22 protein-coding genes are annotated in these 25680 nt (G+C 70.0%); 11 read left to right on the forward strand and 11 right to left on the reverse strand.

Annotated elements, in window-relative coordinates; translation table 11 throughout:
- Positions 1-61: 61 nt before the first annotated feature.
- Complete coding sequence (locus tag OHA05_RS32945; protein WP_328862567.1) at positions 62-2020, reverse strand: translation factor GTPase family protein; 1959 nt, start codon at positions 2018-2020, stop codon at positions 62-64.
- Positions 2021-2312: 292 nt separating this feature from the next.
- On the opposite strand from OHA05_RS32945, the gene OHA05_RS32950 reads away from it, so the two are divergent.
- The 3 genes from OHA05_RS32950 to OHA05_RS32960 all read left to right on the forward strand — a co-directional run bounded on the left by OHA05_RS32950 (position 2313) and on the right by OHA05_RS32960 (position 5490).
- Complete coding sequence (locus OHA05_RS32950) at positions 2313-3563, forward strand: FUSC family protein (protein ID WP_313942582.1); 1251 nt, start codon at positions 2313-2315, stop codon at positions 3561-3563.
- Positions 3564-3730: 167 nt separating this feature from the next.
- Positions 3731-4093, forward strand: a complete 363-nt coding sequence (locus tag OHA05_RS32955; protein WP_328862568.1) for a DUF3040 domain-containing protein — start codon at positions 3731-3733, stop codon at positions 4091-4093.
- A 584-nt stretch (positions 4094-4677) separates the two neighbouring features.
- Positions 4678-5490: a VOC family protein gene (locus OHA05_RS32960; RefSeq protein ID WP_313948775.1), complete on the forward strand. Its 813-nt coding sequence runs from the start codon at positions 4678-4680 to the stop codon at positions 5488-5490.
- Positions 5491-5551: 61 nt separating this feature from the next.
- Here the strand turns inward: OHA05_RS32960 and OHA05_RS32965 are convergent, their stop codons facing one another.
- Together OHA05_RS32965 and OHA05_RS32970 are read right to left on the reverse strand one after the other, a co-directional pair.
- The gene (locus OHA05_RS32965) at positions 5552-6520 is read right to left on the reverse strand and encodes an iron-containing redox enzyme family protein (protein ID WP_413777822.1); all 969 of its coding nucleotides are present in this window, start codon (positions 6518-6520) and stop codon (positions 5552-5554) included.
- An 83-nt stretch (positions 6521-6603) separates the two neighbouring features.
- A complete protein-coding gene (locus OHA05_RS32970) occupies positions 6604-7302 on the reverse strand; it encodes a HemK2/MTQ2 family protein methyltransferase (RefSeq protein ID WP_313942580.1) in 699 nt (232 codons plus the stop codon).
- A 281-nt stretch (positions 7303-7583) separates the two neighbouring features.
- On the opposite strand from OHA05_RS32970, the gene OHA05_RS32975 reads away from it, so the two are divergent.
- On the forward strand, positions 7584-8357 hold the full coding sequence (locus OHA05_RS32975; RefSeq protein WP_313942579.1) for a 2OG-Fe dioxygenase family protein: 774 nt from the start codon (positions 7584-7586) through the stop codon (positions 8355-8357).
- Between the two features lie 43 nt (positions 8358-8400).
- Here the strand turns inward: OHA05_RS32975 and OHA05_RS32980 are convergent, their stop codons facing one another.
- The 3 genes from OHA05_RS32980 to OHA05_RS32990 form a co-directional block, all read right to left on the reverse strand.
- Positions 8401-9507, reverse strand: a complete 1107-nt coding sequence (locus tag OHA05_RS32980; protein ID WP_328862569.1) for a carboxylate-amine ligase — start codon at positions 9505-9507, stop codon at positions 8401-8403.
- Positions 9508-9604: 97 nt separating this feature from the next.
- On the reverse strand, positions 9605-9835 hold the full coding sequence (locus OHA05_RS32985) for a DUF6296 family protein (protein ID WP_313942577.1): 231 nt from the start codon (positions 9833-9835) through the stop codon (positions 9605-9607).
- A 63-nt stretch (positions 9836-9898) separates the two neighbouring features.
- Entirely contained in the window at positions 9899-10513 is a 615-nt protein-coding gene (locus OHA05_RS32990; protein ID WP_313942576.1) for a hypothetical protein, read from the reverse strand.
- Positions 10514-10602: 89 nt separating this feature from the next.
- Here OHA05_RS32990 and OHA05_RS32995 point away from each other — a divergent pair, with 89 nt between their 5' ends.
- The 4 genes from OHA05_RS32995 (at position 10603) to fxsT (ending at position 17527) form a co-directional block, all read left to right on the forward strand.
- Complete coding sequence (locus tag OHA05_RS32995) at positions 10603-11409, forward strand: alpha/beta fold hydrolase (protein ID WP_313942575.1); 807 nt, start codon at positions 10603-10605, stop codon at positions 11407-11409.
- A 244-nt stretch (positions 11410-11653) separates the two neighbouring features.
- Entirely contained in the window at positions 11654-12316 is a 663-nt protein-coding gene (locus OHA05_RS33000) for a TIR-like protein FxsC (protein ID WP_328862570.1), read from the forward strand.
- A 1-nt stretch (position 12317) separates the two neighbouring features.
- Complete coding sequence (gene fsxC, locus OHA05_RS33005; RefSeq protein ID WP_328862571.1) at positions 12318-13541, forward strand: FxsC protein; 1224 nt, start codon at positions 12318-12320, stop codon at positions 13539-13541.
- Positions 13538-17527: an FxSxx-COOH system tetratricopeptide repeat protein gene (fxsT, locus tag OHA05_RS33010; RefSeq protein ID WP_328862572.1), complete on the forward strand. Its 3990-nt coding sequence runs from the start codon at positions 13538-13540 to the stop codon at positions 17525-17527. The genes fsxC and fxsT overlap by 4 nt, the downstream gene beginning before the upstream one ends.
- A gap of 82 nt (positions 17528-17609) precedes the next feature.
- On the opposite strand, the gene OHA05_RS33015 is transcribed toward fxsT, so the two are convergent.
- Complete coding sequence (locus OHA05_RS33015) at positions 17610-18719, reverse strand: serine hydrolase domain-containing protein (RefSeq protein WP_313942574.1); 1110 nt, start codon at positions 18717-18719, stop codon at positions 17610-17612.
- Positions 18720-18870: 151 nt separating this feature from the next.
- On the opposite strand from OHA05_RS33015, the gene OHA05_RS33020 reads away from it, so the two are divergent.
- On the forward strand, positions 18871-19050 hold the full coding sequence (locus tag OHA05_RS33020; protein WP_313942573.1) for a hypothetical protein: 180 nt from the start codon (positions 18871-18873) through the stop codon (positions 19048-19050).
- A gap of 41 nt (positions 19051-19091) precedes the next feature.
- On the opposite strand, the gene OHA05_RS33025 is transcribed toward OHA05_RS33020, so the two are convergent.
- Both OHA05_RS33025 and OHA05_RS33030 read right to left on the reverse strand, forming a co-directional pair.
- On the reverse strand, positions 19092-19424 hold the full coding sequence (locus OHA05_RS33025) for a hypothetical protein (RefSeq protein WP_313942572.1): 333 nt from the start codon (positions 19422-19424) through the stop codon (positions 19092-19094).
- A 119-nt stretch (positions 19425-19543) separates the two neighbouring features.
- On the reverse strand, positions 19544-20800 hold the full coding sequence (locus OHA05_RS33030; protein WP_313942571.1) for a Tm-1-like ATP-binding domain-containing protein: 1257 nt from the start codon (positions 20798-20800) through the stop codon (positions 19544-19546).
- A 689-nt stretch (positions 20801-21489) separates the two neighbouring features.
- Here OHA05_RS33030 and OHA05_RS33035 point away from each other — a divergent pair.
- Complete coding sequence (locus tag OHA05_RS33035) at positions 21490-22716, forward strand: IS110 family transposase (protein ID WP_328860338.1); 1227 nt, start codon at positions 21490-21492, stop codon at positions 22714-22716.
- On the opposite strand, the gene OHA05_RS33040 is transcribed toward OHA05_RS33035, so the two are convergent.
- A complete protein-coding gene (locus tag OHA05_RS33040) occupies positions 22649-24034 on the reverse strand; it encodes a chloride channel protein (protein WP_328862573.1) in 1386 nt (461 codons plus the stop codon). The genes OHA05_RS33035 and OHA05_RS33040 overlap by 68 nt on opposite strands.
- Positions 24035-24251: 217 nt before the next feature.
- On the opposite strand from OHA05_RS33040, the gene OHA05_RS33045 reads away from it, so the two are divergent.
- A complete protein-coding gene (locus OHA05_RS33045; protein WP_313942569.1) occupies positions 24252-24692 on the forward strand; it encodes a DUF7144 family membrane protein in 441 nt (146 codons plus the stop codon).
- 89 nt (positions 24693-24781) lie between these two features.
- Here OHA05_RS33045 and OHA05_RS33050 read toward each other — a convergent pair whose 3' ends face one another.
- Complete coding sequence (locus OHA05_RS33050; protein ID WP_328862574.1) at positions 24782-25648, reverse strand: (2Fe-2S)-binding protein; 867 nt, start codon at positions 25646-25648, stop codon at positions 24782-24784.
- Positions 25649-25680: the final 32 nt, after the last annotated feature.

Raw genomic sequence — 25680 nt, forward strand, 5'->3', positions numbered from 1 at the left:
GGCCCGGTGGGGCCCGGCGGTGAGGTCCGGGCCCCGGGGCGAGGGGGTGCGTCGGCCGGCGCTACGACCGGGCAAGCGGGTCCGGAGCCGTCCGCGGCCGGGTCGGCACGGTGCCCACAACCGGCTGGTGGCATGCGAACTCCGTCTCCAGCACCCCCTCGCCCCGGCTCAGAGCGGGCAGTTGCTGTTGCAGCGCGTGCACGGACGCCGCCGGGATCTCGCCCTCCAGGACGTAGGACATCCCCCGCGGCACAGGCGTGCTCAGGTTCGCCCGCAGGCGTCCCAGTACCGGCAGAAGCTGCCCCAGCAGATCGGCCGGGAATTCGAGCCGGAACCGGTGCAACGGCTCGTACACCTGCGTGCCGGCTTCGCGCAGCGCGCTCATCAGAACCATGGGCGTCAGATGACGGAAATCGCCCGCCGTGCTGGACATGCTCTTGTCGAAAACGGCATGGGAATGGCTCTGCCTCGCCCAGTAGCCGGAATGCGTCATGGTGACGGTGCAGTCGGTGACCTCCCAACCATGAATTCCCTCCCGCAATGTCTCCGGCACGGTCTCCGCGACCGCTGTGATGAAGGAATACGGCAGCGATCCGAGTTCGATCTCCAGCCGGAATTCCACACCGGATCCGACCGGGGCCGGGTCGACGCGCAGACCGATCGTCGCCAGGAAAGGGTTGGGGTCCGTGTCGATGATCTGGAGTGCGGTGCCCGTGCCGACCGGTCGTTCGAGACAGATGGTGGTCGTTTCGCGGAAGGTCACGTGCACCCCGAAATCGGCGGCCAGAGTCGCCTGAATGACCTCCTTCTGCACCTCGCCGTAGAGCGAGACCGCGACCTCCTGACGCAGGTCGTCCTGGCGCAGATCGATCAACGGGTCCTGCTCGGCGAGCCGGCTGAGCGCCGCGTGCATCGCGCCCTTGTCGGATGCCCGGACGGGCACGACAACCGTCTCCAGCGTCGGCGGGGCGAAGTGGTGGCCGTTCGCGGGAGAGTCCGGCGGGAAGCCGATCGCATCACCGATGCGGACGTCGTGCAGACCCCACAGCTTGCCGATCTGCCCGGCCGTGACCGCGGGGCTGCGTACGGCCGGGCCCCTGTCGAACACCTGGATCGCGGTCACCTTGCCCTCCGCGTCGGACCGGACCGGCAACCGGTCCCGTGTCCGCACGGTGCCTGACAGCATCCGGACGTACGCGATCTTCTCGCCCGCCGGGCCGCGCTCCACCTTGAACACCGTCCCGGAGACCGGCCCGTCGCGGTCGCCCTCACCCGCCGGCAGCAGCTCGCGCACCCCGGCGATCAGCGTGTCCACACCGGCGCCCGTGATGGCGGAGCCGAAGAACACAGGATGGACCTGTGCCCGTGCGGTCTGCGCGGCAAGCTCGGCGCGGAGCAGGTCGTACGACACCGCCGCCTCGTCCCGCACATACGCCGCGAGCAGCGCGTCGTCCTGTCCGGAGAGCAGATCGACCAGCCGGGTCATGAAGGCGGGGTCGGCCGCCATGGACGGGGTGAAGGAGGCGTCACTCGTCCCCGGAGCGTCGACCGTCCCCATCGGGATCACGGCCTCGGTCAGCTTTCCGGAGACGCTCCGCAGCACGCGCTCGGGATCAGCGCCACCACGGTCGATCTTGTTCACGAAGACGAGGGTGGGGATACGCAGCCGGCGCAGGGTCCGCATCAGCACTCGCGTCTGCCCTTGGACGCCCTCCACGGCGGAGACGACGAGCACCGCACCGTCGAGCACACTCAGCACCCGCTCGACCTCGGCGATGAAGTCCGGGTGTCCGGGAGTGTCGATGAGATTGACGGTGATGTCGTCCACGGCGAAGGAGACGACCGCGGATTTGATGGTGATACCGCGTTGCCGTTCCAGGGCCAGTGAATCGGTCTGGGTATTGCCGTCGTCGACGCTGCCGATCGCGTCGATGACACCGGCGGTGTGCAGAAGCCGCTCGGTCAGGCTGGTCTTACCGGCGTCGACATGCGCCAGAATTCCCAAGTTCAACGTACGCACGAACTGTCATGTCCTCTGGGTAGATGGAAATTCCCTTCTCGATGGACATGAGAGTTCCTCGCATAACCGTCTCCTCGGTCGTTCGGTGGCGCCGGCCGTTTCGGCCGTCGTTCGCCGGACGATTCCAGCAGCGGCCCGTGGCGTCGGGCAACCGAATTACGCGGCGGGCGCGGCACGGGCACAGCACGAGGCGGCCGGGCCCGACGGTCGCCGGACCCGGACCCGGACCCGGACCCGGACCCGGTCCATCGGGCCGTCAGCCGTCGGTGTCGCCGTCCGGCACCCACGAGCCGTGGCAGTCGAGAAGCGGATGATTCATCGCCTGCCGGGCGGAAACCCGCTCTCTGTCGACCTCACCATCCGACGGAAGTTGTGGCGCGTAGTGACGATGAGCTGGTGGCGCAGAGCGGCCTGGGAGGTGTCCGCGGTACGGGGCTCCGTACACCGGGCCCTGACCGGCCCGGGGCCCGAACGAGATGTGACCGTCCAGGCACTCAAAGCGGCGGGCGCCGCCCTGCTCGCCTGGGCACTCGTCGGCTGGTGGTGGGACGCGCCGATGGCGCTGATGGCGCCCTGGAGTGCGGTGGTGCTCGTCCAGAGCACGGTCTACCGGTCACTGCGCGCCGGACTCCAGCAGATGATCCTCATCGGTCTCGGCACACTGCTGGCGGCCGGTGCCGCCTCCCTGACCGGCAACACGACGGCGGCGATGGCCATCGCCCTGCCGGTGGCGGTACTCATCGGCACCTACGCGCGCTTCGGCGAGCAGGGCGTGTACGCCTCCACGACCGTGCTGTTCGTCCTCGCCTACGGCTCGTACTCCAGCTCCGACATCTGGCACCGGCTGCTCGAATCGCTGGTCGGAGCGCTCATCGGTATCGGGGTGAACGCGCTGATCCTGCCCCCGGTGCACCTTCGCGACGTACGCGACTGCCTCCACCGGCTGCCCCGCGACAGCGCAGAGCTGCTGCGCACCATGGCGGACGACGTCGAGCGCGGCTACGACCGGCACAGCGCGGAGCGGTGGTACGAACGGGCCCAGCGGCTGATACGCCTCCTGGACGACCTGCGCAACGCGCGGACCTGGACCCGCGAGAGCTACCGCTTCAACCCGGGCTACCGGATGCGGCGCTCGGTGCCCGCTCTGCCGTCGAGCGAGTGGGACGCGCTGTGGCAGCGCATCGCCGATCGCCTGATGTCGATCACCGGCAAGCTCGTCGACACGGCCGGCGAGGACCGCAGGCTGGCGGCACCGCCCGATCCGGTACTCGTGCGGCTGCGGGAGCTGCTGACCGCGGTGGCCGAGGTGTGCGAGGCGGACGAGGAGGCGCTCACCGAACCGGGCCCACACCCCGCCTCACAACGCGAGACCGCGGTGCAGAGCGCCTGGGACGCCCTGGCGGACCTCAAACGCCGTCTGCACGATCACGACACGGAGACCGCGACGGCGATCGGCGGGCTCGTGGCCGACGTGCAACTGCTTCTGTACGACCTCGCCGCCCCGCGCCCGACTGAAGCTGCCCCCACCGGGTATGCGCAGTGAGACAAAATCCGGCAGTGGGCCAGCGAATCCGCCGGTTGTCGCGCACACTTGAGGGGAAGGTGCTCGCCATGACCGTGGTCCGGGCCGGCACCCGACGCTGGGGAACATCGTCCGGGGAGACGACTGGACCCTGAGATGTCTTCTGCGAGCGTAGGGAGGCGCCAGTCATGGACGGAGCCGGACTTTCGGAGCCCGAGCGGGTGATCCTGGCTGAGATCGAGCGCGAGCTGCGCACCGACGAAGCCCTGGACCGCCGACTGCGGACCATGCGCCCGACGGCACCCGTGGGAGGAGCCTTCGGCTCGTTCCGCGGATTCCGGCTGGCGACACTGGCATCTTTGCTGTCCGCCGTGGCGGTGATGCTGTTCGTCATGGCCGCCGTCAGTTCAACTCCCGCTCTGCTGTGGGTCTTTGCCGGCGTGTGGGTGCTCACCGCGGTCTGCCTGCTCCAACTGGCCTGCCGCTGGGGCGCGCGACGGCTCACGACCCGGCGCGGAGTGCCTGCCGAGACGTCGGCCCACGAGAGCTGACGACCGACATCGCGCGGTTCTGACGCGACGTGGGACGGGGCCGTGTATCACCATGGCCCCGTCCGCTGTCGCTGGTCCTGCGCGAGAGACATCGTTGCGGACCCCCTGAGTCGGCGGCGAACTCCCCCTGCCGGCAGGGCCCATTGCTGTACCTGCCGGGCTGTCTGGCTGTCGACCCGTCGGGCCTTCGGCCGCCGAGTCCGAAGAAGCCGCCGGATTCGCGGCATCGCGCCGCCTGTCGCCGGGCGCGGACCTCCACCCCTGGGTCCCGCAGCCGCCGAGCTCATGGGGTGTCAGCCGTTCTTCGTTCGCCCTGACGCCCTCGGGCTCCCCCGTTGCCTCGACGTGAGTCCGCTGCGGGCCACGTGGGCGGATCCTCGGGACACGGCGGCCGGCACCCCGGCGTGCACTCACGCGCCCGACCACATTGCAGCGGTCCGGCAGGGGCGGCCCCGGAGACGCCCGACCATGGTCTCGCGGCGATCCGACGGACCCATCGTTTCGGTGACCTCCCGGATGGATCGCCCGGATCCGGGTACCCATCCGCTGACGACAGCCGCCTCAATCCCTGGACACCCAGCGTGATGGACAAAAAGCCGACGACGACGCAGACGGCCCCAGGCGTGACCACGAGCCACGAGGTGTTCGGCGCACCCTGCTGGATCACCCTCATGGCGCGCGACCTGCCGGCCGCCCAGGCCTTCTACGGCGCGGTCCTCGGGTGGGATTTCCGGCGGGCCCGGCTGGGTGACGACTTCAGCCTCGCGCTCTACGAGGGAACTCCTGTCGCGGGCATCGGAGCGCTGGCCCCCGCCCTGCGTGTGCCCGTGGCCTGGACGCCGTACTTCGCCGTCTCCGACGTAGACCGGACCGCCGCCCGCATCCGCGAACGCAGTGCCACCGTCGCCGTCGGGCCGCTGCGCTTCCCTGTGGGCCGCGGAGCCCTCGCGGCCGACCGCGACGGCGCCGTCTTCGGGATCTGGGAGGGCCAGCTCGTCTCCGACTGGCAGGCCTGGCGCAAGAACGCACCTGCCTGGCTGCGCCTGCGGACCCGCAATGCGTTCGACGCCGCGATCTTCTACGGACAGGTGCTCGAATGGGCCTGTGACCGGCCGGGCTGCTGCGATGTCGACTACGAGCAGGACGAGGTCGTGCTGAGCCAGCACGGGCAGGTCCTCGCCCGGCTCAGCTCGGGAGCGGTCGACACCGCCCCCGACCCGCTGATCCAGCCCCGCTGGCACATCCACTTCCCGGTGCGGGACGTCGCCGCGACCACGGCGGCGGCCGTCCGCCACGGAGGGTCCGTACTGCGGGAGGGGCCGACCCCCTACGGCACGGAGGCGACGCTGCTGGACCCGGACGGGGCACTGTTCACGGTCACGAGCCGGCCGCACTGAGCGGTCCGCCCGGAACGCTCGGGTACGGGTGGGGTCTGAGACCCCACCCGCCCCATCGATCTCACAGCGGCTTACGCAGAGTCGACTCCCCCTTGCGCCACGACCTCAGCAGCCGGTCGCCCAGCCTGGCGTCGGCCCACTCCGTCGCGTCGATGCCGAAGGCCACGTCCGCCTCCAGCCACGGTTCCTCCTCGAGGAGCCCCGCGATCACCTCACGCCTCACCACCTGCTCGTGCACCGCGTCCGCCTCCACGTGCTCCGCGTAGAAGTGGACGGCGGCCGGGCCCGCCTCCAGCCGCCGCATGGCCGCGGCCATGCGGCGTGAGCCGGGCGACGACGTCACTTCGACGGCCGCGAAGTGCCCCACCAGGGCCCCGCGCAGTGCTCGGTGCAGCCCGAACAGGGACATCAGATTGGCGAGCGTCAGCATCTCGGAGGCCGCCGCGTCGACGTAGTGCCCGTACGACGTGTCCAGGCCGAGATCCGCCATCAGGTCGGCGAACAGCTGGGCGTGCACACGCTCCGCGCGGCCCGCACCGAACTCGTCGTACTCCACCGCGACCATGGCCGCCTTCGCCCTGCCCCACAGCCGGGGGATGACCCAGGCGTGCGGGTCGGCCTCCTTGAGGTGGTAGAGCGAGCGCTGGGCTGCGTACTCGCGCAGCTGCCACACCTCGCCCTCGTCCTTCAGATAGTGCGAGGTCCCGGCGCCGTCGACCGGCTCGACCAGGATCTCCTCCAGCGCTTCCGTCACGCTCTCGCGCCGGGGTACGTCGGCACGGAGCGCGGTCAGGAAGCGCTGCTCCATCGCACCGCGCAGCCGCAGCAGTTCGGGATCCCACTCCCAGTCCGGATCGACACCCGCGAATCCCCGGTAGTGGAGCTCGTAGCAGAGGTAGAGGGCGAGCTGCAGATCGTCGCCGTACGGTTCCGCCCGCCCGACCGCGTCGGCCGGGGGGAGCGGCGTACCGGGCCGGGAGCGCAGGGCGGTCGCGACGGCGGAGGACAGGTCACCCCGGTGCTCGGGCAGGACGGGCCCGGCCGACCGCCCGTCGTCGGTCCTGTCGGCGGGCCGTTCCGCCCTCGACGGCTGTCCGGGGGTCTGCACGGCTGTCACTTCCCGGCCTCCTCGGCGCGCTCCGCACGAATCACCACGAGCTCTTCCTTCTCCTCACCGGGCCCGATCAGCCCCTGTATCTCCAGCCACTTCCTTCGCGAACTCAGCACCGGTCCGAAGGGCACATAGCGGCGGTCCTCCACCGTCGCGCGCAGACCGGCCCGGCTCAGGCGCTCCAGGGTCGGCGGCACACCGCACAGGCCGGAATGCACCAGCAGCAGCACACCTCCTGGCCGCAGCACGCCCGCCGCGCCGTCGCAGATCCGGTCCACCAGCGCCCGACCGCTGTGTCCGGCGTCCCAGGCGAGCGAGGGCCCTCGGCGAGGCAGCCCCGGCTCGGGCGCCGGTACGTACGGCGGATTGCTGAGGACGACATCGAACCGGCGGTGCGCGACGGGCTCCAGCAGGTCGCCGCGCAGCACCTGGACCCGTAGCCCGGCGAGGGCCGCGTTGACACGGGTGGTCACCACGGCCCGCCGGGCACGGTCGACGGCGGTCACCCTCGCTCCGCGCCGAGCGGCGGCCAGGGCCAGGGCACCCGTTCCGGTCCCGACGTCCAGCACGTCAGCACCCGGTGCCAGCGGGAGGCGCCCCAGGGCGTCCGCAAGGAGGAAGGTGTCCTCCTGGGGTGCGTACACGCGCGGTGGCACCCATACGCGGCACCCCAGACCGGTTCCGTCCACAAGGCCGAGCATCCACAATCACCTCTGCAATTCGGGAGCCCTGACTCGGTGCCGCGCGGTACGGACGGTCATGGGCGGGTTCACCGCGTGGTGGCTGCTGTGTCCCAACCTCCGGATCTCTCACGGTGCCCGTGTGCCCAGTGAGACGGACTCCTCACCGCCGAAGGGGACATTTCACATAAGCGAGGAGGTCGTCGCAGGTCAGGGAGTTTCCCGGGTGATTGTTAGGTGCGGTCCGGCGGGGTATTCGCAGAGGCACACGCTCTGCTCCCCGGGAGGAAGGCAGGCACCTCATGGACCACGTCGTCGACGTTTCCGGACGCACCCCCCTCGCTCCCTCGTTCGATCCCGCGGCTGCCGCCGGGCAGGCGCTGACGACCACCGGCGCGCATCTGATGCCCGCGGCCGCCACGATGGCCTGCCTGGGCGTCGATGTGGACCAGTGGCGGCGGTTCACCACCCACTGGGAATCCTTGACGGCGGACCCGTACGCCTCCGAGCGGGGCACCCGCAGGCTGCGCCGGTACGGGCACTTCGTCTTTTCCGCACCGAGAAGGTGTTTTCACCTGCTGCCGCCCGCCGCCTTCGTGCAGCCGGAGAGCAGCAATCCGCTCTATGTCGATGTCGACCGCCGATTCGATCCCCTGACCAGCTCCTTCGTCGCCGATCCCGTGGTGGGTTCCCTGCTGCGGATGCTGGGCCGGCTGGCGACGGGCCTGGACGACAGCGAGCGGTGGGACGTGAAGGTGCACCCCTTCCGGGTCATCGCGTCCGGCGAAGCCGCGGGGCTGCCCACTCCCGAGGGACTGCACCGGGACGGGGTCACCCTCGTCTCGTCGCTCATGGTGGGCCGGCGCAACGCCACGGGAGGGGAGAGCGAGGTCCGGGACATGGACGGAAACCGGCTGCTGGCCACGACCCTCGACGAACCGGGGACACTGCTGCTCGGTGACGACCGGCGCACGCTGCACGGAGTGTCGCCCGTCCGGCCGCTGGACCCGCACACCCAGGCGCGCCGGGACGTCCTGGTGGTGACATACGCGCCACGTCGTGGCACGACGGGCTGAGCGGGCCTGGGACCGGACCGACCCCGGGCGTCGGTCCCGTGGGTCAGCGGGCGGTCGCGGCCACCAGATCGTCCACGACAGCCTTGAGCCCGCCACGCTCGCGGGCCGCCCTCTGGCGTTCCGCACCGGAGCCACGCGTCGCGAGCCGCCGCAGGAACGCCGTCACCGTGTCGAGGTCACCCTGCTCATCGAGGGCGGGACGGACGAACGCCACCAGGCGTTCGGCCTGCACCGCCGAGGGGAGAATCCCGCCGCCCAGCGCGTCGACGCCGCTGCCGGCCCAGCCGTCCCGCGCGGCCCGCCAGTACGCGGCCCGCAACACCTCACCGCACACACGAGGCCCCGGATCGCCGTGGGCCACCCGCGCTGCCGCGGTCACCACCAGCGCCCTGACGAGGAGCGTCAGGGCCACGGTGTCCTCGATGTCCGGCAGGACGTCCATCGCCCGGACCTCGAGCGTCGGAAGGCGCGGATTGGGCCGGATGTCCCAGAACGGAGTCGCGGCGTCCAGCATCGCCTCGGTCTCCTCCATGGCGGTGGCCAGACGCTCGTGGTCATCGAGCGACTCGGCGTACGGAGGCGGGCCGAGGCACGGGAACCGCCCCCGGATCACCGAGCGCCAGCCGGCATAGCCCGTGTCGTGGCCTTGATGGAAGGGGGAGTTGGAACTCATCGCCACCAGAAGCGGCAGCCACGGCCGAAGGTGGTTGCCGACGAGGACGCTCGCCTCCCGGTCCGGCAGATGCACATGGACATGCACGGCGCAGACGGCGAAGTCGTCGAGCATGGCCCGGTACTGGTCCACCCCCGCCCGGTAGCGCCAGTGGTCACCGACCTCCGCGGGATCGGTGCGCCCCACGACCGGTGTGCCCGAGGCGCAGAGCCGCAGGCCCTCCTTCTCGGCAGCGGAGCAGAGCGCGGCGCGCATCCCGGTCAGCGCGTTGCGCAGGTCCGAGGACCGCACGCACGGCTCGGTCCTGCCCTCGACCTGATAGCGCGTGAACTCGCCGGTGACGCTCTCGCCCACCGCCGTGCGGGCGCGCGCCACGACTCGGGGGCCGGCGGCTTCGACGGCCCGGGTGAGGGGGTCGACGAGGAGGTACTCCTCCTCCACCCCCACCGTCGGGCCCTGGTCGCCGAAGGACGTCACGACACCCCCTGTCCGCCGGCTTCGCTCGCTGCTGCCGGTCTCTCCCGGATTCCACGACAGAGCAGATACATACCCCGGGGCACCCCGGCCCCGGAGCTCACGACCCAAGAGAGCGCACGGTCACCGGCATGCCGGGCGCCTGATGGCCCCCGCTGGCCAGCATGCGCACCTCGCCGCGGTCGCTGATCTCGGCGCGCACGATGCCGGTGTCGTCCTCGTACACGGGGGAGCCGCTCGCTCCCGCTCTCTCGGTACGCCGGACGATCACCACATCGTCCTCGACAGTGGACGCGCGAAATACCAGTTCATAGCTGTCCGGGTAGCTCATGGAGACTCCTGACACACGGGCGCAGAGCCGGGACCTGCGCTTTCCATCGTGACCCAGGTCCGGTCAGGGCGCCTCAGGAGCGGGCGGTGCCGGCCGTCCGCCGGGGCGCAGGGCTGCCAGCGCGGCACGGCCGCGAGGGGAGAGCCGGTATCCGACGTCCAGGCTCTCGGTGAGCCCCAGTTCCTTCAGCTTGCGGACGTCCGCCTTGAAGGGAAGCCGCTCGCGGCCGACGCGGGGTGCGAGTTCGGCGGAGTTCGTCGCCGGATGGTCGGCGATCAGGGCCAGCACCCGGAGCGTCCACGCGCCGTGCCGGGAGGCCGCGTCCAGCCGGTCCAGCCGTCGGCGCAGCTCGGCCAGCGCCGTGTCGTCGAGGGCGTCGTCGCGGCGCAGCTGCTCGCGCGGATCGGCGCCGGCGTGCCGCACCTCCATGCGGTACGGCGTTCCCTCGCGCCCAGTCAGGAACGACAGAAGGGAGTCCAGCGACGGTGAGCCGGCCCGCCGGGCATCCTGCTCGGAGAGCGTGTCCAGCCCGACCGGCTCGACGGACAGCACCTCGACGAGGCCGACAGCCGTACGCATCCGGGTCCCGGCCCGCACCCGCGGCGCCCGCCAGGTACGGAACGCCAGATCGACCCGGCCCTCCACGATCCCGTCCAGCACGGCACGGGGAATGAGCACGACGCACCTCCGTCTCTTTTCCGCCGCCGGTTCTGCCGCCTTCGCTGTCCATCCTCTGATCCCTCTGCCCGCGGTGCATGCTGGTGGGCATGGCCGACCTTCTCGCGATATCGGGCGACGGCGTCCCGGTCACCGCACTCGACGAGGGCGAAGGACCCACCCTGCTGGTGGTCCACCCGGGCGGCGGCCCCGCCGTCTCCTGGAACGGCGTGACGGCCCGCCTGGCCGACAGCTTCCGGGTGGTCCGCGTCAACCGGCGCATCTATGTCTCACCGCGGTCCACTCCTCCCCTGCAGCACTCCCTGCGGACGGAGACGGCGGACGTGCTCGCCATCGCGGGTCTCCTGGGCGGACCTCTGATCCTGGTCGGCCACTCCTCCGGCGCGGTGGTCGCCCTCGAGACCGCCCTGCGCTCGCCGGCCCTCTTCGCCGGGGTGATCGCCTACGAGCCCCCGATGCCGACCCGCTCCCCGGCGGCCGGAGAGGCGGGCCACCGCGCCCGTGCCGCGCTCGACGCGTCCGACCCCGCCGGAGCGATGCGCATCCATCTGCGCGACATCGCCGGGATGCCGGCCGAGTCGGTCGACGCGATGCTCGCCGACGGGCCGACCCGGGACGCGCTCGCCGCGTACGCCTCCGCCCAGATCACCGACAACGAGGCGATCGACGCTCTCGGCGTGGGCATCGACCGCTACCGGTACCTGTCGCTGCCGACCACCCTCATCCGGGGCGACCGCAGCCCGGCGCATCTGCACGAGCGCGTGTCCGACCTGGCGGCGACGCTCCCGAACGCCCACGTGATCACCCTCCACGGCCAGGGCCACACGGCACACCGGGACGCGCCGGAAGTGCTGGCGGTGGCGATCTCGGAGGCGGCGGGGGAGGTGCTGAGGTGATGGGGCCCGCGTGATGTGTCAGGCGGATTGTTCCGATGCCGTCGGCTCGCGATTCCGCCGGCCTGAGGGCGTCGGCGTGCGCCCGCTGAGCCTCCGTGCACCGGCGGTCGCGACCCAGCGACTTTCGCCAACCCCTGTCGGCGCCATGCGATTTCACGCTCCAATGGTTCCTTCGACGCCGAGCCGGGCGACGCGGCAGTTCGTGACCGGCCCGGCCGGCAGTGACGACGGAGGAGACGATGCCGTGACCCATCCGGTTGGCTCGCCACCATCGCCACGACAGCGGAATCAGAACCCCTGCTTCTTCTTGAGCTATGCGCGCACACCGTCTCCCGTGGACGAGCGTGGCGGCGCCGACGACCCGAACAAGCTGGTCGACGACTTCCACCGGGAGTTGTGCGAGCACATACTCCACCTCACCGACCACGACGCTCAGGCGCCACCGGGATTCATGGACCGGCAGTTGGGCGTCGGGGCCGAATGGGAGCTCAATCTCAAGAAGGCCCTGTCGGTGTGTCAGGTCTTCGTGCCGGTCTATACGACGCGGTTCTTCACCCGAGATTGGTGCGGCAAGGAATGGGACGCCTTCGCCCGCAGACAGGCCGAGCAGCGTCGCACCCGCCCGTACACGGTGAACGCGATCGTGCCCGTTCTCTGGCTGAGCCCTACGCACCTCACCCTTCCGCCGGTGGTGCAGGCCGTCCAGTTCGCCCATCCCGACCTGGGGGAGCACTACCTCAAGAACGGTCTGTACGGCCTGCGCAAGGAGGGCCGCACCGTGAGATACCGGAGAGCCGTCTGGGGCATCGCCCAGACGATCGTCACGGTCGCCCAGCAGGCGCGCCTCGACCCCTGCGACACGGCGCTGTTCGACAACCTCCGTAACGTCTTCGAGGAGGGATCGTAAGATGCCGCTCTTCTTCTTGAGTTACGCCCGGATCCCCGGCGAGCGGGGCCCCGGACACGATCCCGACAAGCCGGTGTTCCACTTCTTCGAGATGCTGCGCGACAGAGTGGCCGACCTCGCCGGGGTTCCCGTCGAGGCGGCGGGCTTCGTAGAACGCAACGACGGTGATGAGGACGACGTGGCACGCGCCCTGTCCCGCTGCCAGGTGTTCGTACCCCTGTACTCGAAGCGGTATTTCAGTGACACCTACTGCGGCAGACAGTGGACGGCCTTCGCCCGGAGGGCCGCGTCCGGATCGCTGCCGCACACCGTGCCGGTCCTGTGGACGCCGTATCCGGTCGCGTCCGTTCCGGGAGCGGTGAGTGCGCGCCCCGAGATCGTGGAAGGCGGGGGCGAGACGGAGGACGCCTACGCCACGAGCGGACTGCACCAACTGCTCGACCTCGAGGAGGAGGCGGCCCTGCCGGTGGTGGACCGGCTCGCGCGGCGCATCGTCGAATCCGCCACCGGGGTCTCCATGGCCCCGGACCTGGACCGCCGGACGCTGAACACGATGCCCGACGCCTTTGCCGCCGCACCGCCCCGGCCACCCATGCGCATCACCGTCCTCGCTCCCTCACGGGACCGTCTGCCCATCGGCCGTGAGCCGTCGCGCTACGGTCCCAAGGAGACCGACTGGTGTCCCTACGGCCCGGTTGCCGGCGGTCCCGTGGCCGAGCAGGTCAAGGAACTGGCCCGCAACCTGGGCTTCGCTCCGGAGGTGGTGTCGTTCGACAAGACTCTTGTCGAACTGGAAGGCAGGAACACACCCGTCGGGCCGTGGACCCTCGTCGTCGACCCGTGGGCGCTCCAGGATCCGGAGGCGTCCGGCCGCGCCCGGACGTTCGACGCCGCCCACCGGCCGTGGACCGCCGTGCTGACTGCCTTCGCCGACGACGATCCACAGACCAAGGAGCATTCCGAACGGCTTCGAGGTCTTGTCCAGGCCGCCTTCCCCCGCTTCCTCCGCCTGGGCAGAATGGGCGAGCAGGAGGCCGTTCGAGGCCTGGTCACAGCCGACGCTTTCGCCCTGTGGTTCGGGGAGTTGGCCGAGTCGTCCTACATGCGCTATCTGCGGTACATTCGGCCGCAATCGACCCCACGGAACGCATCGCAGGGTAGACCGCCGGGCGTCGGCGCCGACGGTCTCGGTTCTGGCGAAGGTGGCTCGGAGGTCAGACGATGACCGGTGCGGACCGCGACGCGGGCAGAATCATCACCTTCTACTCGTACAAGGGCGGAACCGGGCGGACGATGGCTCTGGCCAACACCGCCTGGATTCTCGCCTCGTCGGGGAAACGGGTCCTCGTCGTCGACTGGGACCTCGACGCCCCGGGTCTGGACCGCTTCCTCCATCCGTTCCTGGACAGGGAGATGCTCCTGACGACGCCCGGCGTCCTCGATCTCGTCAGCCGCTTCAACCAGACCGTGCGGGAGCACCAACGCAGCTGGGAGATCCAGAATCCAGGACGGGAGGGCGACGACTGGGTGCTGGACGTCGATGAGACGTGGGTCGCGGAGAAGGCTCGGTTCAACCACTGCATCATTCCCGTCTCCTGGGAGTTCCCCCAGAACGGCCGCATGGACTTCCTGCCGGCGGGAACCAAGAACAAGGGCTATCTGAGCGCGTTCTCGCAGTTCGACTGGAAGCCCTTCCTCGACGGCCCGTTGGCGACGGAGTTCATCGACGCGCTCAAGCGGGAGTTCGTTCAGAACTACGACTACGTCCTCGTGGACAGCCGGACCGGCCTGAGCGACATCTCCGACATCTGCACCGTCAATCTCCCGCACACGCTGGTCACCTGCTTCACTCCGAGCACCCAGAGCATCGAGGGCGCGGCGGGTGTCATCGAACGCATCGAGTCGATGTACGGACACCGGCGGATTCGCATTCTTCCCGTCCCGATGCGGGTGGAGGACACCGACGGCGAGTCGGACCGACTGGATATGGCACGCGCGCAGTACCGGCATCGGTTCAGTCGCATCCTCGACAGGCACAGCACCATTCCGCCGCAGGACTACTGGGGCAGCGTCGAGATTCCCTACCGGCCCGCATACGCCTACGAGGAACTCCTCGCCCCCTTCCGCGACGCACCCGGCAGTGCGTCGTCCTTGCTCTCCTCGTACGAACGTCTCACCGCAGTCGTCTCCGACGGGACGGTCACGTCCATGCCGTACCTGGGGGACGGGACCCGGCAGCGCCACCTGGATCTGTTCACGCGCAGGAAGCCGCTGGACGCGTCCGACGTCTACATCAGCTACGTTCCTCAGGACCGCAGTTGGGCCGAGTGGATCCGATCGGTGCTGGAATCCGCGGAATTCCGCGTCCACCTCGCTCAGGAAGGGACGGAAGAGGGTGCCAAGCTGCGCATCGAGACCGAGCGCGGTGTCGAGTCCACGTCGTACACCCTCCCGGTCTTCTCGGGGTCCTATCTCCGCTCCTCCCGATTCCGGACCACGTGGGAATCCGTCTTCTCTCCCGACCGGCTCGGCAACCGCCGTCCATTGGTGCCCGTACGCGTGGAGGACGTGACCGTCGGAAAACCGTTCATCGACAACCTCGTCGACTTCACCCGCTTCGACGGGGAGGGTCCGGCACGTCAGGCCCTGCTGGAGGCGTTCGAGGTGCGTGACGAGCCGCGTTCACGGGCCTTCACCGGCGCCGACAGCATCACGCCCCGATACCCCGGGGCCGAGCCGCCCGTGAAATCCATTCCGCTGCGCACCGCCTCCTTCACCGGCCGTACCGAACTGCTGGAAGAGATCAGGGAGCGGATGCACACGAGCACCCGGACCATTCTGCTGAGCGGGATGGGAGGGGTGGGGAAGACGCTTCTCGCCCAGGAGTTCGCCCACCGCTACAAGGGTGACTACGACATCGTCTGGCACATCCAGGCCGAACAGCGCAACCTGGCTGTGGAGCAGTACGCCGCCATGGGTGAGAAGTTGGGGCTGCCCAAGTTCAAGAACCCGAGCGATGGGGCGAAGGCGGTCCGGGAAGCGCTCGACCGTGGCGAGCCGTACGACCGTTGGCTGCTGATCCTGGACAACGCGGATGACGCCCAGACGCTCAATGACGTTCTGGGCAATGGACGTTCAGGGAACGTACTCGTCACCAGCCAGCGCTCCGAGGGCTGGAACCGTCGCGCGGAGACGGTGGAGGTCGGGGTCTTCACCCGCCTCGAGAGCGTGAGCCATCTTCGCCGCCGACTGCCGGACATCAGCCAGGAGGACGCCGAGCTGGTGGCGGAGGCGCTGGGAGATCTGCCGCTCGCCGTCGAAGGTGCGGCGGCCGGTATCAAGCGGACCGGCCTCGGCGCTCGTGAGTACATCAAACTGCTGCAGAAGCCGACGTTCGGCATCGAGACGCCCGCCGACGGCGAACAAGTCGCCGACTTCACCAAGGCCACCCGCGGTACGTGGGACTTCGCCATCGAACAGGTCCGGGAGAACTACCCGCCGGCCGCGCAGCTGCTGCAACTCTGTTCGTACTTCAGCCCTGAGCCCATCTCCATGGACCTGCTCGAAGGCGTGGAGATCACCAGGGCACTGCGCGTCCCGAACGTCGCGCGCGCCTACAAGGAGCTCAGCAGCTTCGCGCTCGCCCGAGTGGACCAAAAGGCGCGCAGCGTACAGGTGCACCGCCTCGTCCAGCTCTCCATGCGCAACAGCATGACCGAGCAGGAGCAGGAAGACGCTCGCCAGGTGGTGCACCGCGCCCTGGTCGCGGCCCGGCCCGCCAAGGACGACCCGGAGAATCCCAAGACCTGGGACCGCTACCGGACCATCTGGCCACATCTGGGCACCCCGTGGACACTGGTGACGCCCGACTACGGAATCCGTGAACTGATCGTGGACCGGGTGCGTCAGCTGCGCCGGCGCGGAGAGCTCCGCCAGGCACTGGAACTGAGCGAAGAGTGTGTGGCCGGCTGGTGCGCGGCGGGGACTCCGGACGAGCGGTGGACGCTGCACATGCGATTCCAGATCGGCAACATCCTGCGTGCCCAGGGCCGGTACAAGGAAGCGCTGAAGCTGAATTCGCATGTGCTGGAACGACAGATCGCGGTCCTCGGGGACCCGGACGACCAGCATGTCCTGATGACGAAGGGCGGTCTTGCCGCGGATCTGCGAGGGCTGGGGCGCTTCGGTGAGGCGCTCACACACGACCTCGACAGCTATCAGCGATACGTCGACGTCTACGGCGAGGACTACCCGGGGACGCTGGCAGCCGGCAACAACCTGGCCGTCGCGCTGCGGGCGTCGGGGGACTACGCGGGGGCGCGTGAACTGGATCGCAAGAACCTCGAAACACGTGAAGTGATTCTTCTGCCGGACCATCCCCTGACCATCGAATCGGCGGTCAACCTGGGACGTGACCTCCGTGAATGCGGCGACTACGGCGCCTCGGTCACCCTGCTGAGGAAGGCCCACGAGCGGTGTCTGCGCAACATCGAACTGAGCGAGGGAGAGCCGACCGTGCTGAAGACCGTCACCGGCCTTGCGGGCGCTCTGCGCAGTGAGGGTCGGCCGGTCGAGGCGGAGCAGTTGACGCGCCACGTGCTGGATCACATGCCGACCGACCCGGATGGGGAGGAGTCCACGGAGCGGCTCCTTCTGGAGATGAGTCTGGCCTGCGATCTGAAGGCGTTGGGGCGGCAGGACGAGGCGTTGGAGCTCGTCGGCAGGGTGTCGGACCGTCTGACGACGCGGCTGGGACCCGAGCACCCCTCGACTCTGGCCTGCGCCGCGAATCACGCGGTGCACCTGCTGGAATCGGGCGCGGGCGTCCGGGCCGAGGCGAACCTGCGGAAAATCGCCGCCACGTGGGCGGAGTTGTTGGGCGACGACCATCCGCATGTGCTGGCCTGCACGGTGAACTGGGCGAACGCTCTGGCGGCCTGCGGCGATCGGGACGCGGCGCGGACGACGTACCGGTCCGCCTTCGACAAACTGCGGGAGCACCATTCCCTGGGGTCGATGCATCCCTGGACCCTGGTGTGCGCGGGTAATCTCGCCATCGTGCTCCGCGACCTGGGTGACCGCAGTGGCGAGACACTGCGCGAGGACGTTCTGATCGAGATGGGGAAGCAACTGCGCGAGGGACACCCGGCGGCCGCTGCTCTGCTCGCCTGGCGTCCTACGAGTCTGGAGATCGAACCTCAGCCCGTCTGACCGCGGGCTCGCTGCTGCGCGAGCGGGGAACATGGGGCGACAAGGAGCGCCGATCCGCACCGACGCCCCTCTCACCCACCTGTCAGCCCTTCGTCAGCCCCTCGTTCACCAGCCCGATCAGATCCGTCGCCGCGCTGAAGTCCATCGTCAGCCTGTTCTTCGTCATCGCGAACGCGATCCCCGTCTCCGTGTCCCCGTACGCGAAGCTCCCTCCCGCACCACCCATCGCGAAGGCGCTGCGGGTCGTCTCCTCCATCCCGGGAAGGCCCAGGGCGTAGCCCAGGCCCCACGAGGCATCGTTGCCGAAGACCTGGTCCACCCCGCTCGCCGCCGGTGCGGTCACCTCACGCAGGCGTTCCGGGGAGATCAGCGCGACGCCGGGGACGTCGCCCAGCAGTGCGGCGTACATACGGGCCATCGCGCGGGCAGATGTCTTGCCACCCGCGGGGATGTCGGCGGAGAGGACGTCGGTGCGGTTGCCGAGTTCGGCCGTCGGGAACAGGGACAGCGGGCCCGCCTTGAGCATCGGCAGATCCTCCGGCATACCCGCCATCATGTCGGCCGCGCCCTCCTGGTCCTCCAGCCGGGCCAGTCGGCCGTGTTCACTCGCGGGCATGCCGAAGTACAGCTCGTCGGCGACGCCCAGCGGGCCGGTGACCTCTTCGCGGAGGACCTGGGAGATGGGGCGGCCCGTGGCCCGGCGGACGACCTCGCCGAGGATGTAGCCGAAGGTGTAGGCGTGGTACCCGACGGCCGTACCCGGCTCCCACCACAGTTCGGCGTCGGCGATCTTCGCGCAGATCCGGTCCCAGTCGCAGATGTCCTCGGCGGTGGTGTCGAGCGGCAGGCCGGGGACTCCGGCCGAGTGCGTCAGGACCTGCCGCACCGTCACGTTCTCCTTGCCGTGAGCCGCGAACTCGGGCCACAGGTCGGCCACGGGAGTGTCGTAGCCGAAGGTGCCGCGCTCGACGAGCACATGGACCACGGTCGAGGTGGCCGCTTTGCCGATGGAGAAGTTGTAGAAGACGGTCGCCGGGGTCACCGCCTGCCCGGTGGCGGGATCGGCGATGCCGGCAACCGCGTCCACGAGCAGCTCGCCGTGCCGGAGGACGGAGACTTGCACACCGCGCTCGGCCCCCGATTCCACGAGCTGGTCGATGCTCTGCTGTACCTGCTTCTGAATGTCGCTCACCACGGCTCCTCACAGCCTGATCCGGTCGTGAGGGGTGACTGCTCGGCGGGGCGAAACTCATCGCTGCGTGCCGCGCCGGTTCGCACCGTACGAGGTCACAGCGGGGACCTACCGTCCGGATGTGTGTTCGCCGCGAGCGATAAGGTGCAGCATGAGCACCTACAGCCTTCCGGAGATCACCCGCACCGAGTGCACCAGGTGCGGGACCGAGGTGCGGGGCATCAACGGCAGGTACGCGTGCCCGAACTGCGAATGGGTCAACCACTGGAGCGACGGGCACAACCAGCTGCCGAGCGCCGAGGCCGACCCCGACTGCCCCCGTCCGCGGTAGGCGCCGACCCCGACTGCGCCGGCCCTCGGTAGGGCGGTGCCCTACCGGGCCGACCGGTGGTCCTGCTCGCCCGCCAGCTCGCCCTGGACGAACGGATCAGCCACGGGGTCGTAGGCGCCGGCGTGGTCCGCCAGGGCCTCTACGATGCGCTCCCACTCCTCGATCTCCGCATGGACGCGTACGGCATCGGCCGCATCGTCGAACGCGTCCCTCTTCGCGGCGTGCTGCGCGGCTTCGAGTGCTGCCTTCGCCTCGTGATGCGTCATACCGGCGGCACGCTGCCGGGCAGCCGTCCAGCCCGCCTTCTCCGCGGGAGAGGGCATCTCGGACGCCGGCTCCGAGGCGGTGCGGGCCTGGTCCTGCTGCGTGCTCATCCGGATTCCTCACGGTCGTGGGGCACATGGTGCCCGGCTCTGGGTGTGGCCTGAGGGACGATATCCGCGGTACGCCCCTTCATGCGCGGCGCCGGTCCCCGGCAAGTCGGCGGTGGTCGTCAACCTGCCGCGCGGGACGCCTCCGCGCCGATCATGCCGTGGAGCCGATCGGCCGCCGCCCGCCCGAACGCGGGGTCGTTCAGATGCGTGTCGACGGTACGCAGCTCCACGGCCGAGCCGCCGAGACCCGCCGACAGTTCCGCGACGAGCGCGGCATCGGCGTGGGGGTCGTGATACGGCCCCGTGGCGACCCCGAGCGTCGACAGCCCGCGCAGCGGAGCGAGAACCGCCGTCGGCCCCGTCGCCGTCCGCAGTTTCGCGGCCATGAGACGCCCGAGCTCCGCGCACTCCGTCACGGTGGTGCGGATGACGGTGATGGACGAGTTGTGCACGTGGACATGACGGTCGCGGAACCGGCGGGGAAGGCTGTCCAGCGGCCCGAACTTCACCATGTCCAGGGCCCCCAGGCTGACCACCTGAGGCACACCGGCCCGCCCCGCGGCCTCCAGCCGGTCGGGTCCGGCCGTGAGGATGCCGCCGACCAGCTCGTCGGCGAGTTCGCAGGTGGTGAGGTCCAGTACACCCGCGAACAGCCCCTGGCCCGCCAGCGTCTCCAGTGACCGGCCACCCGCTCCACTGGCGTGGAACACCAGCACCTCGTAGCCGAGCCGGGTCAGCCGCTCGCGTGCCGCGTCGACTCCGGGGGTCGTCACGCCCGCCATGGATGCCGCGATCAGCGGCCTGCCTTGGGCGCGCAGATCCGCCGCCCTGATGGCCCGCGGTGAGCGGGCGAAGCCCTCGGCCATTCCGGCGACGGCGTCGGCGGCGTTGGCGAGCAGCGGCGCCGAGATCCGGTTGACGCCCGCGATGTCGACGACGCTGTACATCATGGTGATGTCGCAGGCGCCCACGTACGGGGCCACATTGCCCGAAGCCATGGACGAGACCATCACCTTGGGCACGCCGAGCGGCAGTGCCCGCATCACCTGGGTGGCCATGGAGGTGCCGCCGCTGCCGCCGAGAGCCAGTACGCCGTGCAGCCGGCCGCTGTCGTACAGATCCACGACGATGTGCGTGGCTCCGCGCGCCATCGTGGCAACGGCCCGGCCGCGGTCCAGGGCCCGGACGTCGGCGAGTTCGGTGCCCGCGGCCCGCGCCACGTCGGCGCCGTGGACGTCCGGATGCACCCGGGGTGTTCCGGACGCACTGGTGTCGACGAGGACCGTCTCGATTCCCCGCCGGTGCAGATGGTCCCGCAGCAGGCCGTACTCCGTACCTTTGGTGTCCAGCGTCCCCACCAGCGCAACGATCGCCATGACAGGCCATCCTCATGCCCGCCCGGTCGCCCGACAAGGCGCACAGGCACCGCGCACGGAACACCCGGGGGCGCGACGGGGACGCGGGGTCGAACAACCCGGGCCCGACCAACTGTGGGCACACACCAGGATTCGTGGCCGCCGCCCCGACCTCGGGTTGCGGACACCTCTCCGCCCGTGGCCCGCAGTTCGCGGGTGAGGAAACCGAATTCCCTTGCCTCGGTCCGGCCCAGGATCTCCTCGCTGCTGCCGGGGCCGGATGGCTCAGGATCAGCCGGGTCGGCAGGCTCGCGGCGAACGCGCCGAGCACGGTGTTCCAGCCCGAACACCACCGACAGGCTTCGGCCCGAACCGCCCACCGCACCGAAGGCGAGTCGGTCCCGGCCCGTCGTGAGGCTCACAGGACGACGCGGGCCCACGGCGGCCGCCGGCTCAGCTGCTCGGCTGCCTAATGGGAGCTGCCGGGTCGGTAAGACTCGGTGCCGTAGCCGCCAGCAGGTGAGCACTCCGGTTGCCGGAAGCGTTCGATTTCTGGGATCAGACCGTGCCCCTGCTGGTCGGCCGGAAGGCCAGACCGCTGATGGGGTGGCGTGCCCGCCGGGTTCGGCGTGAGCACTGGATCCATTAGGCCGCGCGCCGTGTCTTCCGCAGGCTGCACCGCAAGCGAAGTGCCAACAAGGGAGAGCGCGTTGCTGCTGATCGGCGATGACTGGGCCGAGGATCACCATGACGTCGAAGTCCAGGACGAGACGGGCCGGAAACTGGCCGCCGCGAAGCTACCCGAGGGCGTGGACGGCGTAGCCAAGCTCCACGAGCTCGTCGCGAAGCACGGTGGTGAGAAGCTCGATCCCAACGCTGTCATCGTCGGGATCGAGACCGACCGCGGCCCATGGGTTCAGGCTCTGATAGCCGCCGGCTACAAGGTCTACGCGATCAACCCCCGGCAGGTCGCCCGCTTCAAGGAGCGGTACGGCACATCTGGTGCCAAGAGCGACAAGGGCGACGCTCACGCGCTCGCAGACATGGTCCGCATCGACCGTGACCAGCTACGGCCTATCGCTGGAGACAGCGAACAGGCCCAAGCCATCAAGGTCGTTGCCCGCGCTCATCAGACTCTCATCTGGGAACGCACCCGCATCTTCCAGAGGCTGCGCAACGCCCTGCGTGAGTACTTCCCCGCGGCCCTGGATGCCTACGCCGACCTCACTCTGCTCGGCGCCGACGCACTGGAACTGCTCGTCAAAGCACCCACTCCGCAAGCCGCGGCGAAGCTGACCCACGCCCAGATCACTGCTGCACTGGCTCGCGCCCGTCGTCGCAACCGGACTGCGAAGGCAGCCGTCATCCAGACGGCGTTGCGCGAGCAGCACCTGGAGCTGGCTGAGCCGGTGACCGCCGCCTATGCGGCCACCGTGGTGGCTCACGCCCGGCTGCTGATCACCCTGAATGAGCAGATAGCCGACCTGGAGACGCAGGTGAAAGCCCATTTTCACGCGCACCCGGACGCTGAGATTTACCTCTCGATGCCCGGCATGGGAGAAATTAGCGGCGCCCGGGTGCTCGCCGAATTCGGAGACGACCCCACCCGCTACGCGTCCGCCAAGGCGCGGAAGAACTATGCCGGCACCAGCCCGATCACCCGAGCCTCCGGCAAGAGCCACACCGTCCAGGCCCGCTTCGTACGCAACAACCGGCTCGCCGACGCGTTGCAAGCCCAGGCGTTCTCTGCACTGAACGGATCCCCAGGCGCTCGCGCCTACTACGACAAGCAACGCGTCCGTGATGTCGGCTACAACGGGGCCCTCCGACAAGTCGGCAACCGGCTCGTCGGCATCCTCCACGGATGCCTCAAGACTCGAACGCTCTACGACGAGGCGACCGCCTGGTCGCACTACGCCTACCTCCATGCCGCTTGATCTGAAACGGCATGGGGTGTCTGATCCGCTCGACGATTTCGGCGGTGATGAAGCCGACCACCGCACAGAGCACGATGAGTGGCGCCTGGTTGTGCGCGTCGTGGCCGAGAAGGAGTACCGCGAGCACGGAGCTGGTGACCGGGAGCCGCGTGACGACGGCCGTCGCGGTGGCCACGCCGAGCGCCAGTCCCGCTGTCGTACCGAGCCCGGGCAGGCCCGAGGCGGCGATGCCCGCCGCCGCCCCCATCAGCACGGCGGGGAAGATGGGTCCGCCGCGCAGACTGCCGAGGCAGATACCCCAGGCCAGGCCCTTGAAGAGGACGAGCAGGATCAGCGCGGAGACGGCGAACGTGTGCGGTTGCCCTGCCACGACGGCGAGTGTCGCCTGGCCCGACAACGCGGCCTCGGCCGGTGAACGCCCGGTGGTCAGCGCGTACGCCGCGATGCAGACGCCCACGGCCACGGCGCACAGCACCGTGCGCAGGGCCGTGTGCTTCTGCGTCCAGGCCGCGGTGAGGTGTCCGAGCTGGTGCATCGTCGAGACGACCACGCCGATCAGCACCGCCAGGGGGATTCCCCACAGGAAGTCCGCCGCGTCCGGGGTGACGTCGGGCGGCACCTCGGGCAGGGACAGTGCCCCGATCGACAGACCCGTCCACTGCCCGAAGCCGGTGAAGACCAGAGCGCCCGCGCCACTGGCCACCAGACAGGGCAGCAGCAGGACGAAGAGCTGCGCACCTCCCATGCCGGCCGCCTCCAGCACCAGCACGGCGGCCACCACGGGTCCACCGAGGATGGTGGAGATCGCGGCGGTCGAACCCGCGGTGCCGAGGACCAGGGCGGCTTTCGGCTCCGCAGCCCTCTTGGACCGGCGCAGTGCGAGCAGGGCGAGGCCGCTGCCCAGCGCCATCAGGGGAGCCTCCGGCCCGAGGACGATGCCGAGTGGCAGCGTGGCGACGGCTGCGAGGACGACACCCGGCAGATCCTTCGGTCCGAGCATCGGTCCGCCGAGTCCGTGGGCGGGCACATGGCCGCCCGTGCCCGGAAAGCGGGTGATGATCGGCATCGCCAGGAGCCCTGCCAGCAGCAGTGACGGCAGGGGCCACCACCACGGCGGCTGGTCATAACCGACCGTCTCGGGCAGGACTTCCCACACCTGGTGCTGGAGCTCGTGCTGGAGGCTGACGAGACAGAACGAGGCGAAGGCGATCACCACGCCGGCGACGACGGACAGCAGCAGGAGCTTGAGGTAACCGCGGGTGAGGATCATCTCGTGCAGTGGGGGAGTGGGCGGTGCCTCGGCCGGTGGCGTGGTCATGCGGCTCCTCCGGACGCACGGGCGGGACGGGGCGGACTCGCCCGCGCTGGATGCTTATCGTGGAGGCGGGCTCTCGGAGGCGCGGTACGCGCCGTCCCTACACGGAAAGGGTCCCGCCTCACCCGAACGGACGCACCCGAATGGCGGCGCCGTGTGCGGCGACGGAGGCTCGAAGCCCCGTCCGCTACCGGCGTGCGGGACGACGAAGGGTTGGCCCATGAGCCAGCAAACTCACCCGGCCGGCGCGAGGTCGTCGGCGACCGGGACGAACAGCGGCTGGGTGGAGGGCGGAGTCGTCTTCGCCGGCGTGCTGTTGGTGTGCAACGGTGTGCTCGCGATCCTCCAGGGCATCGCGGCCATTGCCACGGACGACGTGTACGACGCCGTCGGCACCTACGTGTACCGGATCAGCCTCACCGGCTGGGGCTGGATCCACCTCATCCTCGGCGTGTTCGCCCTGCTCGCGGGCGCCGGGGTGTTGCGGGGTGCGGCGTGGGCCCGCTATGTGGGCATTCTGCTGGCAGCCCTCAGCCTCGTGTTCCAGTTCCTCTTCCTGCCGTATGCGCCCGTGTGGTCGGTGATCATGATCGCGATCGATGTCTTCGTGATCTGGGCGCTGGCTTCCTACCACTCGTCGCGCAGCTCGCACGCGACCTGAGTGACGGCCCCGACGCACAGGGCGGAACGCATCCGGGGCGGACCCACCCGTCGTCTCCCGACGGGTGGGTCCGCCGTCGTGCGATCCGCTCAGCCGGCCGCCGTCTCGGCCTCGATCCGCCGCAGCCGCTCGCTGTCGCACGTCCTGGGACAGGTGCCGCACGCCTCCGCGGGCCGGATCGTGTAGTAGAGGCAGCAGCCGAGGCGTGTGCGCGTGGGGTGCGAGCGGCCGTCGCGGTCCGTCAGCCGGCGGAAGTCGGCACCTCCGAGGTACGGCGCCACGGGCCCCGGGAGCACTTCCCCGGCCTCCCGCACGCCGCGTTCCTCGTCGCCGGCCGACCTGCCGAGGTACCAGATCCCGGACACCAGGTCGTCCCCGACCATGCCCCACAGGGCGCGTGGTCCGCGCCGTATCCGCGGGGCGATCGCGGTCAGCAGCGGGCCCACATGGTCGGCCACGGCCCGGCGCAACTCGTCCCGCAGCGCGCCGGCGTGGGGCAGGACGCGTACGCCGGGCAGTCCGGCGGCGGGATCGTCGGGCAGGCACGAGAAGCCGCCGGGGACCACGGCGTAGGCATCTGCCGTACGGCTGACGCGGACGTCCGCGGGGCGGATACGCGGGACGCGCCGCTCCAGGTACCAGGGGCCGCTCATCAGCAGGCAGACGGACCAGAGGTAGCCGTGCAGTGCGCGGGAGGCGATGACATCGGGGCGCGCGGTGTGCCCGTACCGCTCCCGGACGCGCGCCGCCTCTGCGTCGAGGAAGGCGTCCAGGAGCTCGGGACGGTGGGCCAGTTCGGCGCCGTCGATCCAGCCCTGTCCGGCCGGTGAGAACGGTTCCGCGACGTTGACGTGCAGTGCCTGGCACAGGGCGGTGAGCCGTCGGTAGTCCGATGCGAGCAGGGTGGAGCAGCTCGGGGCAGCTCCGGCCGGTGCCCATGCCGGGGCCAGGATCACAGGTACTCCTCAGCGCTGAACATGAGTGAGGG

The organism is Streptomyces sp. NBC_00306 (assembly GCF_036169555.1).
Lineage (GTDB): Bacteria > Actinomycetota > Actinomycetes > Streptomycetales > Streptomycetaceae > Streptomyces > Streptomyces achmelvichensis.

Bases quoted from the DNA above. Each gene is read 5' to 3' on its own strand.
- OHA05_RS32955 (WP_328862568.1), top strand. From the start codon at position 3,731: ATGGACGGAGCCGGACTTTCGGAGCCCGAGCGGGTGATCCTGGCTGAG.
- OHA05_RS32960 (WP_313948775.1), top strand. From the start codon at position 4,678: ATGGACAAAAAGCCGACGACGACGCAGACGGCCCCAGGCGTGACCACG.
- OHA05_RS32970 (WP_313942580.1), bottom strand. From the start codon at position 7,302: ATGCTCGGCCTTGTGGACGGAACCGGTCTGGGGTGCCGCGTATGGGTG.
- OHA05_RS32975 (WP_313942579.1), top strand. From the start codon at position 7,584: ATGGACCACGTCGTCGACGTTTCCGGACGCACCCCCCTCGCTCCCTCG.
- OHA05_RS32985 (WP_313942577.1), bottom strand. From the start codon at position 9,835: ATGAGCTACCCGGACAGCTATGAACTGGTATTTCGCGCGTCCACTGTC.
- OHA05_RS32995 (WP_313942575.1), top strand. From the start codon at position 10,603: ATGGCCGACCTTCTCGCGATATCGGGCGACGGCGTCCCGGTCACCGCA.
- fsxC (WP_328862571.1), top strand. From the start codon at position 12,318: ATGCCGCTCTTCTTCTTGAGTTACGCCCGGATCCCCGGCGAGCGGGGC.
- fxsT (WP_328862572.1), top strand. From the start codon at position 13,538: ATGACCGGTGCGGACCGCGACGCGGGCAGAATCATCACCTTCTACTCG.
- OHA05_RS33020 (WP_313942573.1), top strand. From the start codon at position 18,871: ATGAGCACCTACAGCCTTCCGGAGATCACCCGCACCGAGTGCACCAGG.
- OHA05_RS33025 (WP_313942572.1), bottom strand. From the start codon at position 19,424: ATGAGCACGCAGCAGGACCAGGCCCGCACCGCCTCGGAGCCGGCGTCC.
- OHA05_RS33030 (WP_313942571.1), bottom strand. From the start codon at position 20,800: ATGGCGATCGTTGCGCTGGTGGGGACGCTGGACACCAAAGGTACGGAG.
- OHA05_RS33040 (WP_328862573.1), bottom strand. From the start codon at position 24,034: ATGACCACGCCACCGGCCGAGGCACCGCCCACTCCCCCACTGCACGAG.
- OHA05_RS33045 (WP_313942569.1), top strand. From the start codon at position 24,252: ATGAGCCAGCAAACTCACCCGGCCGGCGCGAGGTCGTCGGCGACCGGG.